The organism is Paenibacillus sp. PDC88 (genome assembly GCF_900106725.1).
GTDB lineage: Bacteria > Bacillota > Bacilli > Paenibacillales > Paenibacillaceae > Paenibacillus > Paenibacillus shunpengii.
Map to the genome: position 1 here is coordinate 473,544 of NZ_FNNT01000003.1, position 17,239 is coordinate 490,782.

Consider the following 17,239-nt stretch of genomic DNA (forward strand, 5'->3'; position numbering starts at 1 on the left):
TCATATTACAATTCCATCCCCTGGTGTATTCTCCTGCTGCCAAACCCTCCAATAAGACACCACCCTGCGCTTCTTCTGATATAGTTGCTTCTCACCCAAAAACGAAGGAGGCACTTCATATGGTACTAAACGTTAAAAACTTATCTGTTACCTACGGCTCTACTCATGCCGTCAATCATATCAGCTTCGAACTTGAATCAGGCAAGGTGCTTGGGCTGCTAGGAGCTAACGGTGCCGGTAAATCTTCAACCATTTCCGCTGTTCTAGGCATGGAGAAGAGCCAGTATGACGAGCTTGCCATTCTAGGCAAATCCCCGATCAAGGAGAGGAAGCATGTTTTTCAAGAGGTTGGTGTCCAGCTGCAATCCACGCAGTTTCAGGAAAACATAACCGTTCAGGACTCATGCCGCCAGTGGAAGAGCTTATACCAGCAAACGGCAGATATTAACGAGTTACTACGTATTTTTGGACTCGAGGACAAATCAGATCAGCTCGTCAAAACACTCTCTGGTGGGGAACGGCAAAGACTCGCTGTTCTTCTTGCGCTCATTCCCAGACCTAAGCTGGTATTTCTTGATGAGCTGACGACAGGTCTGGATACTCGAGCACGCCGCATGCTCTGGAATCGACTGCTGGATATGAAACAACAAGGGATGGCCATGGTTCTTACTTCACACTACATGGATGAGGTGGAGATCCTGTGCGATGAAATCCTTATTCTTAATAAAGGAAACACCGTCTTTCAAGGGACGACACCTGAAGCACTTGAGCTCAGCGGTACGCAATCATTGGAAGAAGCATATTTACATTTTGCAGGAACAGAGGGGGACATCTACTGATGAATTCTTTTATGACATTCTTTAAAATTGAAGCAAAGCTCGTCTGGAAGAGTATCGATATACTCATCTTCGGGATTTTATTTCCCATTATACTTGGGTCTATATTTGGATATACCTTGAGTAAAGACAGTGCTGGGAGCGGTGCGTCTAACTTTGACCTTTCGTACGCATCGGTCATAACGATTGGTATACTGGCAACCGGGGTGATGGGCTTGTCCCTGACACTTGCCGATTATCGTCACCGGGGAATTCTGCAGAGACTGCAGGTTACACCTGTATCCCCTCTTCAGATCGTCATTGCCCAGGGACTTGTTCAGATGATTGCAGCTGTCATTTCATTTATTGGCGTTACACTCGTTTACATCTATGCGTTTGGCTTTGAGCTTCAGGGCTCCTGGCCGTTGTTCCTGATATCTTATTTATATGTTCTTATATCCATGTTCAGTATTGGCACACTGATTGGCAGCCTTGTTCGGGATACCAAGTCCGCCAACCTTTGGAGCTCCGCAGCCTACTTCTCGATGCTGTTATTCTCAGGAGCAACCATTCCGTATGAGATTATGCCGTCTTTTCTGCAATGGGGAATGGATGTGTTTCCGCTTGCCCATGGCATTCATTTATTAAAGGACGTCAGTACAGGAACCGCACTCTCAAACAGTCTCCTGCACATTGGAATTCTAGGAATTTGTATCATCCTCTCTATGGGGATCACGATTCGATATTTTAGATGGAAGTAGGTCGTTATCCGTTGTACAAGACCTCAGAGATTGCCGCTCTCGCCTCTGTGCATCCCAATACGGTAAGAGTCTATGAGGAATGGGGATACATCTCTCCTGTTCCTCGGCTTACCAATGGGTACCGTGTGTATTCAGACCTTCATCTCTTTCAGATGAAGATTGCCCGAATTCTGTTTCAATGCGAGATTGTACAAGGTGACATCCGTAATAAAGCAAGAGAGATTGTTACCACTTCTGGGAAAGAACAATTCCCACAGGCGTTACATTTGACTCACGAGTATCTATCCCATCTAAAAAGCGAATATCAGCATGCTCTGCTCGCGGCAGAAGCCGTGGAGAAATGGCTGCATGAGGATGTTCCAACAGGAGATAAGACATACTCACGAACAGAAGCAGCTCATATTTTAGGAGTGACGACAGAAGCGTTAAGAAACTGGGAACGCAATGGGCTGATTGTGATCCCGCGACTTAAGAACGGACACCGTATTTATGGGGAAAAGAATTGTCCAGGCTGCAAATTATTCGGGGGCTAAGAAGCGCCCACTACTCTCTCCAAGCCATTCTCCGTTTGCTTCGCAAGCTTGATCAGCTTCCTACAGATGTCATTACTATTCTTAACTCTCCTTCAAATGAAGAGGATGTTGTAACGGTTACAGACCGTCTAATCCAATCCTTGCTCGAAGCAATCCAAGGGGCAAAGTCGGCTATTGCTCTCTTTTATGAGTACAAGCATCTTTATGAGAGACCACATTAGTCTTGTGAATTTAGGCCACTCCCTTGGTCAGATAACCGTTTCTACTAATCTTTCATCTTCATACCATAGAGTATAGTTGTAAGATTCCTGTGGATGAAGGGAGTGATCGAGTGGAAAACAGACGTCAGCGATCCATATTGAAACAAGGCGTGTCGATCATCACTTGTACGAAGCGCCAAAGCTATGTAGCACAGCTCTTCAAAAATTACACCAGACAGCGTCATTCAAAAAAAGAACTGATTATTGTCGTTAACAACGATGCCATATCACTTGAACCCTATGAGCAAGCCGCTAAGCATCTCCGTCATGTGCAAATCTTCCGTGTCCCTGAGCACTACTCCCTCGGCACCTGCCTTAACCTTGCTGTAAAAAAAACAAAATATAATTATGTCGCCAAGTTTGATGATGATGATTACTATGCCCCTGATTACCTAACCGAAGGCCTTCTGACCTTTCAGAAGAGTGGCGCCGATGTACTGGGCAAGCGGGCTCATTATATGTATCTGCGCGGCTCCAAAACTTTAATACTGCGATTTGCGAATGATGAGAACAAGGTTGTCTCCAAACTTCCGGGCGCTACCCTGATGATCAAGCGAAAGGTTCTGAAACAGGTTTCCTTCCCTGATCAAAACGTGGGAGAAGATGACCTGTTTTGCAAAAGAAGCAAGAAGAAAGGATTCAAGGTCTACTCTGGCGGCAAACATAACTTCGCTGCAATTCGAAGAAAGAATTCGGCCGATCATACTTGGATTATCAATGACGAAGAGCTTATTGCTCATCATAAGTCTATTCCCGGCGTTCACAATTTCAAGAAATTTGTTAAACGTAAGCCAAAGGGAGTGTGAGTATGGCAAAAAAGGAGCGTTCTTCACATTACGGCGTTTCCATTATCGTCTGTACCAAAAGACATTACTGTATGGACAACCTCATTGAGAATTTTATAAGTCAGCGCTACAAACACAAAGAGCTCATTATTATCCTGAACCACAAGGAATTGAAAATGAAAGATTATATTAAAGCTGCCGAGCCTTATAAAAATATAAGAATTTATCGACAGCCTGAGCATGTATCCTTGGGCAACTGTCTTAATTATGGAGTCAACATGGCCAAGTATCCCTATATTGCCAAGTTTGATGATGACGATTATTATGCACCGGATTACCTGAAAGACAGCATGCATACGCTGCGTAAAACAAAAGCAGATATCGTCGGAAAGAGAGCCCACTATGTATATTTAAGCAGCAAAAAACTTGTGCTTTATCGTTATCGTGATATGGCCGAGCGTTACGTATCTGAGGTACAGGGGGCGACACTCCTCTTCAAACGTGAGGTATTTGATGCGGTGAGCTTCCCGAACCGGTCGCGCGGTGAATGTGTGAAGTTCTGCTCCCTGTGCCGAGCCAAGGGTTATTCCATTTATGCAGGAAGCCCCTACCACTTTGCTGCGATTCGAAGAAAGGGCTCCAAGGATCATACATGGATTGTTAGTGATAGAAGGCTCATGAAGAAAGGGGATCAGGTACCTGGAGTCAATGATATTAAGACGTTTGTAAGCCGCTAAGTGGATAATATTCTCCATTAGCGGTTTTATTTTTTTAAGGCTTTGTAAAACTTTGTTGTTGATATTTGCGAACAAACGCTTCGGCTTTCTGCTTATTCTTGTTAAGCTAACAGGCAGGATCGTTTAATGAACTGAAATTGTGATGTATATTCATTAATAAGGAATTCTAATTCAGCTATATAATATTCAACATCACTTTCGTAAAGGGGTTTTAAGAAATGAAAGAAGGACATCTTGAAAAGATTAATTTATATGACATTACTAAGGAGATATCCGAATATAGAAACTGGATTGTGAATGAAGTAAATGATCATGCCCTACGTATTGCTGTTATTAATGGTGAATATCATTGGCATAAGCATGAAGATTGTGATGAGTTGTTCATGGTTCTTGATGGAGAACTTTTCATTGATCTGGAAGATAGGACGATATCACTCAAACCTGGAGAAATTATTACTATTCCACGTAATGTTATGCATCGTACTAGGTCTAATGAAAGAACGGTTAATTTATGTTTTGAAAAATCCTCTAACGATATATCTGGAAAAACAGCAGAAAGTCTATAAAGCTATCTGGGCAGGTTAGTATAATAAGAACGTCGAAAACATATTGCAAACAGAAAATTTCAACCAAGCGAAGTCTGGAATGGTTAAGGGAGTTTACTAATAAATAATAAGGGTGGATGTAGATGGGTACGAAGACGAGAGCTGCGCGGTATTAGATTACGGAAATACATGCATTAATCTCTTAAATCAATCGAATGCCCAAGAGTTGATTGATCCGGCTCAGGTTGGGCGTGTCGGGGATGGAGCAAGGTTCCTGTTTACCATCCAAGTGCCTGACGTTGACCGGTTATGCAATGAGTTGGTAATGCGGGGCGTTACATTGTTGAATGGGCCGATAACACGTCCCTGGGGGCGGCGGACGGCATGTTTTGCCGATCCTGACGGGTATATTTGGGAGATTGCGCAGGTGCTTTAACGACTTTGAAGTGAGTGGTGAAAATTGTATGATAAATAATGATTCCCCGGCTATTATCGAGCAATATAAGCGAAGTCTGGCTGAATATACGATAGACCAGTTACGGTATAAATCTGAAGAAGACGTTTGGTCGATTGGACAAATGTATATTCACGTGATCGATGTAGCGGAAGAGTACATCGGTCATATTCACACTTGTACTATAGCGGCACAAGAAGAACATGGAGACAAGACTGAAGACGGAACAAAGGCGTTTCTCGAAAAAGCGTGGCCCGATGTCCGTGTGAAACTTGAGGAACCGGTCAACAGGACCCGTAACCCCGATAGTAAGGATGAGATCATAGCCGGCCTGGAGCAGGTGCTAAAGAAATTGAAATACTGGGAGGAACACGTACGTGGGGCGAATCCTGCTTGCAAGGTGCGTCATGGCTGGTTTGGCTGGCTTAATGCGCGTGAATGGTTTGAAATGATTGGCATGCACAGCAGGCATCATTTGCGCCAAAAGGCAAGACTGGACCAGAAGCTTGCGGAGGCAGGCTTATGAAATAATTCACTAAGCTAACGTAGAAACGATAGCTCAATACGCCGCCTTTTTACCAGGCGGCTTTAATTTAACATAGCCATTCTAAAAAACACCTGCTCAGCAGAATTATGACGACTTCTCCTTACGCTGCTCAAGGATCTCTGGAATGTGCAGCTCTCTGAGCACGGGCACAATCTCCTGCACACTGCTCTTCTTGAACTTCTTTAGAATACTGTTAATCTGTGATTTTAGAGTGGAAGGCTCCACATGTCTGAGCTTGCATATCTCCTGCCGTGTATAGTCTTTCATCAACAGCTCCAGCACCTCAAGCTCAGTCGGGGTCAGCTGGGTGAAGATAAAAAAGTTGTGCAGCAGACTGTCTTCTGTCGTCTTGATCCGTTTGAACTCCCTAGTAATCTTGCCGGCAATATTCGAGTGAAGAGCAGGTCGATCGTTATAAGCATCCTTCACTGCCTGTAGTATAGAATCGGCTGGCATATTTTTGAGTAAATAATTCGTTGCACCCAGCTCAAACGCACGAAATACCGTTTCATCCGTCTCGCATACGGTCAGCATGACGATTTTGATCTCCGGCATGTAATTCAGAATCTCCTCCGTAGCTCTAAGCCCGGCCTGCTTATCCTCCAGTTCAATATCCATGAGTATGACATCCGGCTTATTCAGCGCAGCCAGCATCGTTCCTTCGTATCCACTTGCTGCTCTCCCTACGCACTCAATCTCCTCATCCTTGGACATGATCATTTGGTATCGCTTACAAATTAGATCATCATCTTCAACAATCAGAACCTTAATCTGTGGCGTACTCACGAATGTCTCATCTCCTTCCATATATCATCTTAAGAGTAACGGCATAACAATATGAAATGAGCTCCCCTCTCCCTGTGTGCTGCTGGCATGAATCTTACCACCATGTGACGTAATAATCGTATGACAGAGCGATAATCCCATTCCCCAATTTGTCGCCGTTGGTTTTGACGAGTAGAAAGGCTGAAAAATGTGCTCCAGCTTGTCCTCTTCCATACCCGTTCCGTTATCTTGAATGATCAGCTCGACCCACTTGTTCTTCACATTCATTCTAACATCGATTTGTCTAGATTTGTCCGGAACAAATTTCAGAGCGTCAACGGCGTTAGACATAATATTTTCGATGGCCTGCGAAAAATAATAAGAGTCTGCCATGATCGTCAGCGGTTTCTGCGGCTTGCTGTAGTTCAGCTGAATATCTCTGAGCTCCATACTCATATCGCCGAGCAGCTTGTCCATTAGCTCTGTCAAGGGAACCGGTTTAAGCTCCATCTGGGATTTAAGATTTTTTTGATGAATAACATTCAGCCGATCATACACCTTGCGGCAGCGCTGCTCGATTACTTGAATTTCCTCTACAACCTCAGGTGACTTCTCACACATGCTCTCCAAAAATTCAGTCTGCGCCATGATGGCCAGCAGTTCATTTTTTATATAGTGACTGAACACACGCGATGTTAATAATGCCGAATCGATATTCTGCGATGTCACGGTCTCCTGGTTCCGAATGCTGTTCTGCAGGCGTGCATATTTGTAGATGGAATATAAACTGAGCAGCACACACACCCCCGCAAGATAAGGCAGCAGCGTATAGATGGACGGATTGCCCACTAGATTGATGGGTTTAAAGCTGATGAAATGGGCAACTTTAGATACTTTGACCATGAGGTCAGGAGCCCAGTAATTCATATAGTAGTACGTAATTTGTACGGAGACATAGGTCACCACAATCATTAGTATATTGCTTCGGATCTGCCTGACTTTGGGAGCATCACAATAGGCATAAATAATAAGCACAATGCCTGCCACAATATAAAGTGTATTTAGTGTCCAAGTCACTTTATGAATGGATTCATAGAGAGTGACAATACCCTGTGCTGTCATGTAATCCGGGTACATTGCATAGTAGAAGGCCGTATATACGGACGGATCGTAGATTATCACCTGCAGGATACACGGTAGTGCGATGAGGGATAGAATCCATACCCCCCTCTTGGGAAGGATGTGAAAGGCAAAAAAGATCGCAGAAGCAAGGCCCGCATACAGAAACACCATGGTGAACACGTTAAAGACTCGTATCAATACATACCGTGATACCGGCAAGAATACCAAATCATTTTGCAGCTCTTTCGAGATACCGAAGTAACGATCCAGGCTGTAATAGTAATAAGCGTCCTTGGACAAATAAGTAATAATACAGGAAACGACGACGAGGAAGGAAAAGCCCATGAGCAGCATAAACAGCGTGGCCCTTGTATATTTTTGCTGGGTCAGGCAGAATACCGCGATCACAATAAACAGGATCAGCACGAAGAATATAACCATAGATGCCACCCTTCCCTATGATGTGAAATGAATTAATTTTATGGTGCATTCCTTCATCTGTAAAGGTTGAAATTATATACACCTTAATAAGAATGCGTTTTCATAAAAACTCCGCAGCTGGAGCTGTATTATAGCCTGCTATACCGCTGCTCTCCCTTCGTCCACCTGTAGGACGATAAAATTTCAACCTTACGCATAACCAAAGATCACCCTACTATTAGAGCATACCACAAAAAATTGGGGGCGTTATGATGAAGAATAAACACGGCTATTTCAGGTTTTCGCTGATTGCTGTGCTAATACTTGCCTTGGTCGGCTGCAGTTCAGCAGCCACAGATTCAGAAGGCAGTACAGGTGAGAATGGCAAAGTCGTTCTGGAATATTACACATGGACGGATGAAGAAGCTTACATGCAGAAGGTCATTGAAGCCTTTAATGCTCAGAATAGCAACATCGAAGTGCATATGAATACGATCAGCAACAATGCAAATGAGTATAACACGCAAATAATGAACAACCTCTCCGGCGGTTCAAAAATGGATGTATACAGCGTTAACGGAACAACCAGTCTTGGCCTGTTTTCAACCAAAAATCAGCTGCTGGACCTTACCGATCGGGTGAAGGAGGATAATCTTGATGTCAGCGCCTACGGTCCCAGCTTTCAGGAGATTAGTGAGGTGCTAACCGAAGGGAAATATTACGCGCTCCCTTATCGGACGTCTCAATATGCCCTCTTTTATAACAAGGCGCTCTTTGATGCCCAAGGCATTCCTTATCCTGAGCAGTTAACATGGGAGGAATACGCGGAGCTGGCGAAGAGCCTGACAAAAGGCGAAGGAGCAGACAAGCAGTGGGGCGGCTACTACGCTGACTGGATCATCTCACCACTTGGTGCAATTCAGCAGGGGACTACGATCCTGGACGACAGCCTCGCCCCCATTGAGGAATGGATGAATTATCTGGATCGCCTGTATTACCAGGATCAATCTCATATGAGCTATAAGCAGATGAATGCAGAGAGCATCGACTGGATCAAGCAGTTCGAGAATGGGAACGTCGCCATGATGGTCAATGGTGAATGGACTGTCAATATGCTCAAGGCCGATATAGAAGCAGGCAAGACCGATATTGAATTTGATATGGCTCCGCTTCCGCTCCCAGAGGGAACCTCCGACCCAATAACCGTTGGCGGTGTGAGTACCTATATGGGGATTAATCCAGCCAGCAAAAATGTGGACGCAGCCTATGAATTTGTAAAATTCGTAACCGGTGAGGAAGGGGAGTCGGTTATTGCAGAAGCAAGTGTCCTCCCTGCCTATTCTAGTGATGCAACGAAGGAAGCCTTCCTGAATGCCACCGGCCTTGAAGGAAGCGGATATTTCTTCGAATCGAATACGCTGGTTGAAATGCCTCCGATTGCCAAGATCGATCAAGTGTATAACTTGTACAGCGAGCAGCTCGATCTATTCCTGTTCCAGGAGCAGGATGCGGCGCAGGCGATCCAAAACTTCCAAGCGGAGAGATCCTCCGTCTTGAATTAGATAACGAAGTATGGCGATCAGCCTGTCCCCACTCGGACTCAGGCTGATCTACGTAAGATCAATAATGACAAAGGAGGCTGTTGTGATGACGGGCAGACATCGAATCCAGTACAAATCCTACATGGCAGGCACACTGTTCATTCTACCGGCCTTCATCCTGTTTGCGGTATTTATATTTATCCCTTTAATCTATGGTTTGTACTTAAGCTTCACCGATTACGGCGGCTTCAATATCAAGCCCAATTTCATAGGTGTAGACAATTACACCAAGCTGCTTACGGACGATTATTTTCTTATATCACTTAAGAATAACTTTATCTACATGATTCTGTTTGTTCCTCTAACGATCTTGTTCGCCCTGCTCTCCGCAGTAGCTTTGAACAACATATGGCATCTGCGCAAATATTTGCGTATGGCCTTCTATTTTCCTCATATCACTTCCATGGTGTCGATCGCCATCGTATGGGGTCTGCTCTTTAATCCGATGTCGGGTCCGATCAATTACATCCTGAAGGCCATCGGAATAACCAATCCGCCAGAATGGCTGATGTCCTCGGCCTGGGCACTGATTGCCATCGTATTGGTAGCGGTATGGAAGAGCTTCGGTTACTACATGATCATCCTGCTTGCAGGCATTCAAGGGATACCAACATACTTGTACGAGTCTGCAAGGCTTGATGGGGCAAACAAGTTTCAGCAGTTCATTTACATTACGCTGCCCTCCCTGTCACCCACCTTGTTCATGGTGCTCATTCTTACGATCATTAACTCCTTCCAGGTATTCGACCTTGTATCGGTGATGACCGACGGCGGTCCGGGACGTTCAACGAATGTGCTCGTATTCCGAATCTATCAGGAAGCCTTCAGCAATTATCAGATGGGATACGCCTCTGCGATGTCCATCGTCTTGTTCGTCATCGTTATGGTTATATCACTAATTCAATTCAGACTCGAGAAGAAATGGGTCACTTACTAAGGAGGGGAGGGAGGAACACATGATAAATGCATTTCATACAGTCAAGAGACATAAGCCCTCTTACTACCTGCTGTTAATTCTGCTCGTTATCTTTTCAGTAGCTGCACTTTTCCCATTCTTATGGATGATCTCCGCATCGCTTCGGACCGATGTCGATCTGTTCAAGAACCCGATGAATTGGATTCCGGAGACGCTGTTCCTGAACAACTATAAAGAGGTATGGACGGCCATTCCTTTTGCCCAGTACTTTCTGAATACATTAAAGCTGTCCGTGGTGATCACGGTATTGCAGGTGATCATCTGCTCCATGGCGGCCTATGCGTTTGCGAAGCTCAAGGTGCCCTTTAAGAATACGATCTTTGTCCTCTTCATGGCGAATCTAATGATGCCCTGGCACTCTATTATGGTGCCTCAGTTCTCCATTGTCAGTAGCCTGGGACTGTACAACACGCATACTGGTTACATTCTGATTCAGCTGTTCAGCGGCTTCGGTGTATTCTTGATGCGGCAATTCTTCAAGAGTCTGCCTGATGAGCTGAATGAAGCGGCGCGGGTTGACGGCTATAATGAATGGCGGATTTTCTGGCGAATTGTGATGCCTTTATCTGCGGCTGGCTTGTCCACGTTCGCCATCTTTACGTTTACTTTTATGTGGAACGATTACTTGGCACCCTTGATTTACTTTAATGATGATAGCTTGAAGACTTTGCAGCTGGGTCTTAAATCCTTCCAGACCGAGCACACCATGGATTACGGGTTACTCATGGCAGGCACATTAATTGCGACTGTTCCGATGATCATCGTATTCCTGATCGGCGAGAGATTCTTCATTCAAGGCGTAGCTACAACCGGCATGAAAAACTAACACATGATAAAAGGAGTACATGATCATGACTAATCTATTGCACAATTTTGTACAGGTTCGCGGTGAAGATTTTACGGTGAACGGAGAAAAAATCGTATTTCGAGGCTTTGGACTCGGGTCCTGGATGAACCTAGAGCATTTCATGATTGGACTCCCTGGGACAGACACCATGATTAAGAAGGCATTTGCCGAGGTGTATGGCGAAGAGCGCAGCGCCAAGTTCTTTGACCGATTCCTGCTGGAATATGTCGATGAGAAGGATTTTGAGTTTCTCAAAAAGATCGGCGTCAACCATCTTCGGATTCCTTTTAATTATAAATACTTTATTGATGATCAAAATCCGCATGAATACAAGAATGACGGCTTTAAATATCTCGATCATATTGTTGCTTTGTGTGAAAAATACGAGATCTATGCCATGCTCGACCTTCACTCCGTTCCAGGCGGGCAAAATCCGGACTGGCACGCGGACACCTCCTCCGGCCTACCGTTGTTCTGGGAGTATGGCGCTTTGCGCGATACCGTCATCGGACTGTGGGGACATATTGCTCAGTACTACAAGGATCAGCCTTGGATTGCTGCTTATGATATTGTTAACGAGCCTTCAATGGTCACCAATGCAGCAGCATTTAATGAGTTCTACGAGAAGGTCATTGCCGAAATTCGCAAATACGATCCGCATCATATTATCTTTATTGAGGGTAACAAGTTCACGACCGACTTCTCCATGCTGGATCCGATTGATGATCCGCAGGTGGCATATGAGTTCCACTTCTATCCGTTCGTGGATGAACCTGCTGTGCTTACCGAGGAAATGGACCGGGCGCGCCGCAAAGAGATCTTTGCCGACGCCTTCAACCAGCTGCTCAGCATCCGCGAGAAGTACAAGCGTCCTGTCTGGTGTGGTGAGCTTGGGCTGGTGTTCAATCAAGAGCAGATTGATTTTCAGATGACGATCATTGAAGACATGCTGGAGCTGTGCGAAGCAAACGATGTCTCCTGGGCGCTCTGGACCTATAAGGATGCTGCCGTGATGGGCATTGTGTATCCTAAGATTGAAACACCTTGGCGCAAACTGACCGAGGAGATCAAGCTCGTATGGAATCAGCACGAGGAACAGTCAAAGGGAGAAGCGTTAGTCGATTATATGGCTGAAACGTATTTTAAACCGATCTCGAAGGATGAGCGCTATCCGCTTCAGTTCCGGATGAGAACCCTCATGCAGGTCATCTGTGTGGAGCAGAACCTGAAGCCTTATCTGCAGAAACGCTCCTGGGAAGAGATTTACGAGCTTCCTTCCTCATTCCATTGGGATCAATGTGACCATTGGAGCGAGCTGGTCGATGTAGTTGAAAAGTATACGAAGGCTTAACGCAGCTAGACAAGAACTGGGCCGCGCATGATATGCTCCCATCATAGTAGACAGTAGAAAAAACTCTACCGCTACCACGATGGGATTTTTTGTAGTTGTCTAAAAAAGCCTAATCCTATCCGTCCTTATTTATAATCTATAATTCAACTTTCAAAGTAACTCTGCTTAACACAGTAATATGCAGGCCTTTCGCCTTTCTGATCAACGAGGGACAACGAACTTAATTCCTTCATCACTTTTCTTAATGTTGCTTCTGATTTCGAAAATATTTCGCTGAGCTCTTTAATTGTAAGACCTCTACTGGAATCAAAGAAGTAGTCTTGTGCTAACACGAACATGACTTCCGCGTAAAATCCATCCTGATCCTTCAAGATACTCTCTTCCATTATTTTTCGACTTGCTAAGTTCAACAACTCACTCTTTTCCTTTAATTCTGCATTCATTTGTATAAGAGTTTCTAGAATGATCTCCAGAAAGTTCTCAATAAAGCAGTTCATTTCACCCCTGCTCTTTATGCTGTTTGTGATCTCAAAAGAATCCAAATATTTATTTTTATATTTATTGCATCCTCTTGATAAGGAAAGTGTTGAAATATTACCTAGCACTTCAGATAAATAGATACTGCTAATAAATCTTGAGGTTCTCCCGTTTCCATCATAAAAAGGATGAATATACCCAAAATAATAATGCCCTATAGCAATTTTGATCATCATAGGAACCTCATTATTATCATTCATAAACCGTAATAACTGTTCTGAGGCACTAATAACTGCAGACTCTGGTGTCATTCCTTGATGAACGACCTTGCCTGTACCCGACTTTTTCAATATATAAGTTGTTTCACTTCTAAAAATATTACCATCAGGCAGTTCCTGCTCCTCGATCTCACCATTTGTAATATCATCATATATTTCACGTATATTATAAGGTGTCTTTGGAGGTACGATGTCATTATTCAGAAGACGTATATACGACTTAATCATGCTTTCAAATCTTTTATTTGAACCTCTATTTAGCTGTATTTCTCTAGTACTTCTCGCTATCTCCTCTCGAGTACTTCTTATACCTTCAAGGTCATTTGTGTTGTATAATTCCTCTACTAAGCACTCGTTTATAAATTGTTTCTGTGCAACTGTTGGTAATTCATTAAAGATATTTTCAAATTGGTCAGACACTGCATGGATCTTACTCACAACTTGAAGCATATTATTGGTAGGAACATAATATAGTTCATAGTTATTGGGCTGGTTCATCGGTTTGATATATAAGCCAAAACGGCTAGTCGAATCAAAGTTGAATCTCTCATTGTATTTTATCTGAAAATCAGTTGCATTTTTTTCATGAAATATTTTATAGAGATACCTCATGTCGACACCTCTTTGTTTAATTTTAAAGAATATTTTACATATAAAATAGAGGGTGTCTATATCTAATTATAAAAATATCTATTTTTTTGCAAATAGACTGAATTAATCCTTGTCTATCACTTTAATATTAGCTCCACATTCGCATCTTCCGTTTCCGTTTTTTTTGATCTTCACTATTCTTTTACAGGAAGGACAAGTTACATTCATAAATAAGATCTCCTGTCTATTAAATGTTACTATTTTGGACAGGATAGATATTAAATATTCACTTGCTAGTCTTCCATCGTTTATTTAGATCAAATAAATCCAAACCGTTTCTTCTTATAAAATGGTTCCGCATCCCTGAGATGTTCGGCAGCCCAGCCCTTGCTATCGGTAATATCAAGCAATGATCCGTTCAGATAAGGCGAAGCTGCTTGGGCAATGTCTCTGAACAGCTCTGCCTGACTCCCCTCGAAATCGACGATGAGGAGATAGCTTTGTTCTTCTCCTTTTACCATCCATTTTAAGTAGGCTTTCTTAACGCCCTTCTGCTTCTTCAGACAGGCCTTTAACGAGTGGGAGAGAGGTTCTGGCACCTCACTAGGTTCACCAATCCGCAGCGTTGTTCCTTGAGGAACCTTCACTTCCTCAATTGCCGCGGCAGAAGGTGAATGCTTCGTCTCAACTGGGGCTGCACTTTCGTTCTGAGCTCCATTGTCTATGCTACTCTTTGTCTCGCGATCAGCTTGGCTATCATTTTGTGCTCCTGCTGATGGGTCAATGGTTACATCTGTTGCTGCTTTAATCGGTGCATCTGCTGATGCATCATTTAAAGCTTGTCTCGACACCTCATTCGGCACTGCATCAGATGTTCGATCTGGCGCGTCACTTGTTGCTTCGGTTGGCACATCATCTGTATTACTCTCTTGTACAGCCTCGGTTGGTGCTTCCTTAGAAGCTTCAGCCGAAGCCGAATCAAGCTCCTGTCTGTACGCCTCAATCATCTGTTTGTTTTTCTCATGGATGGGAATCGGAATCCCCCTGCAATTCACGACAATTCCATTCATTCTTGCTGATATCGCCACGATGTCATCGTATGTAGCAATGTTGCTGCTCCACACCTTCTTATCGTAAGCCTTCTCAAACTCTTTCCAATCTGTAAATACCGGCAGCCATTTCGAATCACCCTCGCCGCCCAGTACGGCAAATTGGATTCTTGCACCTTCCTTGATCGTCTTTCTGCCCTGCTCATCTGGCGTAGACGGCACTTTTTCCTCCAGCTGCATCGGGACTAGATACTTGGCACGAATCACTTCATACAGCATCTTGGCCTCAAACTCCTTGGCCAGCTGTTTTGCTCCTTCTCCGCTCCGTCTGGTGCCAATGAATTGAAAGAAGCGAATAATAGCATGCTGCAAATCTGGATTGGTTACAGGAATATTAATCTCGGGTGTATCGCCAAATTCCGGTGGCGGCAGCAGTTCATCCCGATCCAGCAAGGTGTGGTACTGCCCATTATCTACGAGTATTTTTTGCAGCCCAAGCATGTGAAGCTCGCCAAACATCTTCATCAGATCTTCCTTGTTAACCCGCTTCATCTCCAGCATCAGCTGCTGCTGCATGAAATAATCGGCTGCATGCGATGCATATTCCTCTGTTGAGAACATCCAGATGCGATCCTCTGCATCAATGTAAGGGTAATTCGTCTTTTTCTCATAGGCTATGTATAACGCTTCTGCGTCTCTTACTTTCTCGTGCAGCACGTTAATTAACAGACTGATTCTCTCATCCAGCTGCTTCGCTGGAGCTGCCTCTTTTGTCTTGAGGTGTTTACCTGAATGAATGAGAAAGATCAGTTCTTGTATTTCCAGTTCATTGCACTCATCTATTAAAATATAGGGGCTTAGCAAAAACCTTCTTCCTAATTCGTCCTTTCGTTTCTCGTTCATCCCATTCCCTCCGTCTCTGAAGTTGTAGTGAGCTTCCTCATCAAATATCATCTCGGGCTTCATTCGGCTCTGCTGTTTCCCAGCTTCATACAGGGCTCTATACATAATGTAACATAGATTCTACCTTCTCTATCACTTATCCGTACTATTCTTCAACAATAAACCGGCTTTGCACCTATCAGCAAGGGCAAAGCCGGTTTATATGTTCAAGGTTTCTTCATTAGTTCCCTTAAAAAAAAGACTGCTACTTAAGGATCTACCCTTTTCTGTAGCAGTCTTTATTCATTTAGATTATTTCAATTCAGCCAATATTTCTTCAATCTTAGCAAGCTCAGATTCCAAGCCGCCGCCGCTCAGGTACCACAGTGGACCGTCAAGGTAAACGACACGATCGTTCTGGTAAGCGGTTGTTTTCTTGATGATGTCATTTTCCATATCGGCTTCGATATTCGATTCGCCGCCTGTAGCTGCGGTACGGTCGATAACGAACAATACTTCAGGGTTGAATTCCAGGATGGCTTCAAAGCCGAAGTTAGAGCCGTGGGATGAAGATTCGATATCCTCTGTTACTGGCTTGAATCCGTATACTTCATACATATATCCAAAGCGGGATTCGGAGGCGAATCCTGACAGATTGCCTTCATTGTACATTGTCACCAGGGACGTCTCAAAGTTGCCTGCAAGCGTATTGATCTCTTCTAGAGCTGCATCGAATTTCGCAGTGTACTCTTTAGCTTCTGCTTCTTTGCCAAAGATTTTGGCTGCCGTGTCCACAGAAGCAAGGAAAGTGTTCCAGTAGTCATCCTGCTGTGTACCCACGAAGAGGACGGGAGCAATCTCTTTCAGCTCTTCATAGTAAGCAGATTGACGACCAGAGATGAAGATCACGTCTGGCTCAAGCTCTGCGATATCTTCCAACAGCGGGCTCTTGAGTCCGCCTACACTTACGTAGTCATCGGATGCAAATTTTTCAAGGTGAGCTGGCAAAGTGGAGTCTTTAGCAACACCAACGATTCCTTCAACACCCAGTGCATTTAGTGTATCTAAGAAGCCATAGTCGAATACAACGACTTTCTCTGGCATTTTTTCAAAAGTAACATCTTCAAAGTTGATCGTTCCGTTCTCTTCACTTTCAGATGAACCAACCGTAGGAGATACGGTTAGCGGGTATGTAGCCGTTGATTCTACAGCTGTCTCTTCACCAGCTGCTTCATTTCCGCTTGCCGTTGTCTCATTCTCAACGACTGCCGTTTCATTCGTTCCTTCCGCTGTACTACCTTCTTCCGTTGTTCCGCATGCTCCGAGCATCAAAGCGATGGCAAGTATTGCAGAAGTAAATTTCCACTTTTTCATGATCACTAACTCTCCCCTTTTCGTTTCTCTTATTTATAATGATAATCATTATCATATTGTTGATAACGA

General features: G+C 44.0%; 18 protein-coding genes. 13 read left to right on the plus strand and 5 right to left on the minus strand.

Translation table 11 applies throughout. The features are described 5' to 3' along the window. The first annotated feature begins 119 nt into the window (after window positions 1-119). The 9 genes from BLW49_RS12695 to BLW49_RS12730 all read left to right on the plus strand — a co-directional run bounded on the left by BLW49_RS12695 (window position 120) and on the right by BLW49_RS12730 (window position 5,416). Window positions 120-839 carry an ABC transporter ATP-binding protein gene (locus tag BLW49_RS12695; RefSeq protein WP_090724960.1) on the plus strand — a complete coding sequence of 240 codons (720 nt, stop codon included), beginning with the start codon at window positions 120-122 and terminating at the stop codon, window positions 837-839. Beyond that, on the plus strand, window positions 839-1,576 hold the full coding sequence (locus BLW49_RS12700; protein WP_090724962.1) for an ABC transporter permease: 738 nt from the start codon (window positions 839-841) through the stop codon (window positions 1,574-1,576). The genes BLW49_RS12695 and BLW49_RS12700 overlap by 1 nt, the downstream gene beginning before the upstream one ends. Beyond that, entirely contained in the window at window positions 1,567-2,109 is a 543-nt protein-coding gene (locus BLW49_RS12705) for a MerR family DNA-binding transcriptional regulator (RefSeq protein WP_256209740.1), read from the plus strand. Before BLW49_RS12700 ends, BLW49_RS12705 begins: the two co-directional genes overlap by 10 nt. Beyond that, window positions 2,079-2,330: a hypothetical protein gene (locus tag BLW49_RS29200; protein ID WP_256209741.1), complete on the plus strand. Its 252-nt coding sequence runs from the start codon at window positions 2,079-2,081 to the stop codon at window positions 2,328-2,330. Before BLW49_RS12705 ends, BLW49_RS29200 begins: the two co-directional genes overlap by 31 nt. 110 nt (window positions 2,331-2,440) lie before the next feature. Beyond that, the gene (locus BLW49_RS12710; RefSeq protein WP_090724963.1) at window positions 2,441-3,175 is read left to right on the plus strand and encodes a glycosyltransferase family 2 protein; all 735 of its coding nucleotides are present in this window, start codon (window positions 2,441-2,443) and stop codon (window positions 3,173-3,175) included. 2 nt (window positions 3,176-3,177) lie between these two features. Further along, complete coding sequence (locus BLW49_RS12715; protein WP_076314230.1) at window positions 3,178-3,891, plus strand: glycosyltransferase family 2 protein; 714 nt, start codon at window positions 3,178-3,180, stop codon at window positions 3,889-3,891. A 218-nt stretch (window positions 3,892-4,109) separates the two neighbouring features. After that, the gene (locus BLW49_RS12720; RefSeq protein ID WP_090724965.1) at window positions 4,110-4,457 is read left to right on the plus strand and encodes a cupin domain-containing protein; all 348 of its coding nucleotides are present in this window, start codon (window positions 4,110-4,112) and stop codon (window positions 4,455-4,457) included. Window positions 4,458-4,569: 112 nt separating this feature from the next. After that, window positions 4,570-4,872 (plus strand): VOC family protein, encoded by a 303-nt coding sequence (locus BLW49_RS12725; RefSeq protein ID WP_256209742.1) that lies wholly within the window; start codon window positions 4,570-4,572, stop codon window positions 4,870-4,872. 28 nt (window positions 4,873-4,900) lie between these two features. After that, a complete protein-coding gene (locus BLW49_RS12730) occupies window positions 4,901-5,416 on the plus strand; it encodes a DinB family protein (protein WP_090724968.1) in 516 nt (171 codons plus the stop codon). 105 nt (window positions 5,417-5,521) lie between these two features. On the opposite strand, the gene BLW49_RS12735 is transcribed toward BLW49_RS12730, so the two are convergent. Then, on the minus strand, window positions 5,522-6,223 hold the full coding sequence (locus tag BLW49_RS12735) for a response regulator transcription factor (protein ID WP_177178733.1): 702 nt from the start codon (window positions 6,221-6,223) through the stop codon (window positions 5,522-5,524). 24 nt (window positions 6,224-6,247) lie between these two features. Then, on the minus strand, window positions 6,248-7,765 hold the full coding sequence (locus BLW49_RS12740) for a sensor histidine kinase (protein ID WP_090724969.1): 1,518 nt from the start codon (window positions 7,763-7,765) through the stop codon (window positions 6,248-6,250). Between the two features lie 248 nt (window positions 7,766-8,013). On the opposite strand from BLW49_RS12740, the gene BLW49_RS12745 reads away from it, so the two are divergent. The 4 genes from BLW49_RS12745 (at window position 8,014) to BLW49_RS12760 (ending at window position 12,519) form a co-directional block, all read left to right on the plus strand. Beyond that, the gene (locus tag BLW49_RS12745; RefSeq protein ID WP_090724971.1) at window positions 8,014-9,306 is read left to right on the plus strand and encodes an ABC transporter substrate-binding protein; all 1,293 of its coding nucleotides are present in this window, start codon (window positions 8,014-8,016) and stop codon (window positions 9,304-9,306) included. Between the two features lie 85 nt (window positions 9,307-9,391). Continuing rightward, complete coding sequence (locus BLW49_RS12750; RefSeq protein ID WP_083655987.1) at window positions 9,392-10,282, plus strand: carbohydrate ABC transporter permease; 891 nt, start codon at window positions 9,392-9,394, stop codon at window positions 10,280-10,282. A 19-nt stretch (window positions 10,283-10,301) separates the two neighbouring features. Then, window positions 10,302-11,147 carry a carbohydrate ABC transporter permease gene (locus BLW49_RS12755; RefSeq protein WP_090724972.1) on the plus strand — a complete coding sequence of 282 codons (846 nt, stop codon included), beginning with the start codon at window positions 10,302-10,304 and terminating at the stop codon, window positions 11,145-11,147. 25 nt (window positions 11,148-11,172) lie between these two features. Then, window positions 11,173-12,519, plus strand: coding sequence for a glycoside hydrolase family 5 protein (locus BLW49_RS12760; protein ID WP_076314223.1), 1,347 nt, complete (start codon window positions 11,173-11,175; stop codon window positions 12,517-12,519). A 143-nt stretch (window positions 12,520-12,662) separates the two neighbouring features. Here the strand turns inward: BLW49_RS12760 and BLW49_RS12765 are convergent, their stop codons facing one another. The 3 genes from BLW49_RS12765 to BLW49_RS12775 all read right to left on the minus strand — a co-directional run bounded on the left by BLW49_RS12765 (window position 12,663) and on the right by BLW49_RS12775 (window position 17,170). Beyond that, the gene (locus BLW49_RS12765; RefSeq protein ID WP_090724974.1) at window positions 12,663-13,886 is read right to left on the minus strand and encodes a Fic family protein; all 1,224 of its coding nucleotides are present in this window, start codon (window positions 13,884-13,886) and stop codon (window positions 12,663-12,665) included. Between the two features lie 296 nt (window positions 13,887-14,182). After that, window positions 14,183-15,817 carry an enhanced serine sensitivity protein SseB gene (locus tag BLW49_RS12770; protein WP_143042115.1) on the minus strand — a complete coding sequence of 545 codons (1,635 nt, stop codon included), beginning with the start codon at window positions 15,815-15,817 and terminating at the stop codon, window positions 14,183-14,185. A 291-nt stretch (window positions 15,818-16,108) separates the two neighbouring features. Further along, window positions 16,109-17,170 carry a siderophore ABC transporter substrate-binding protein gene (locus tag BLW49_RS12775; RefSeq protein WP_076314220.1) on the minus strand — a complete coding sequence of 354 codons (1,062 nt, stop codon included), beginning with the start codon at window positions 17,168-17,170 and terminating at the stop codon, window positions 16,109-16,111. Window positions 17,171-17,239: the final 69 nt, after the last annotated feature.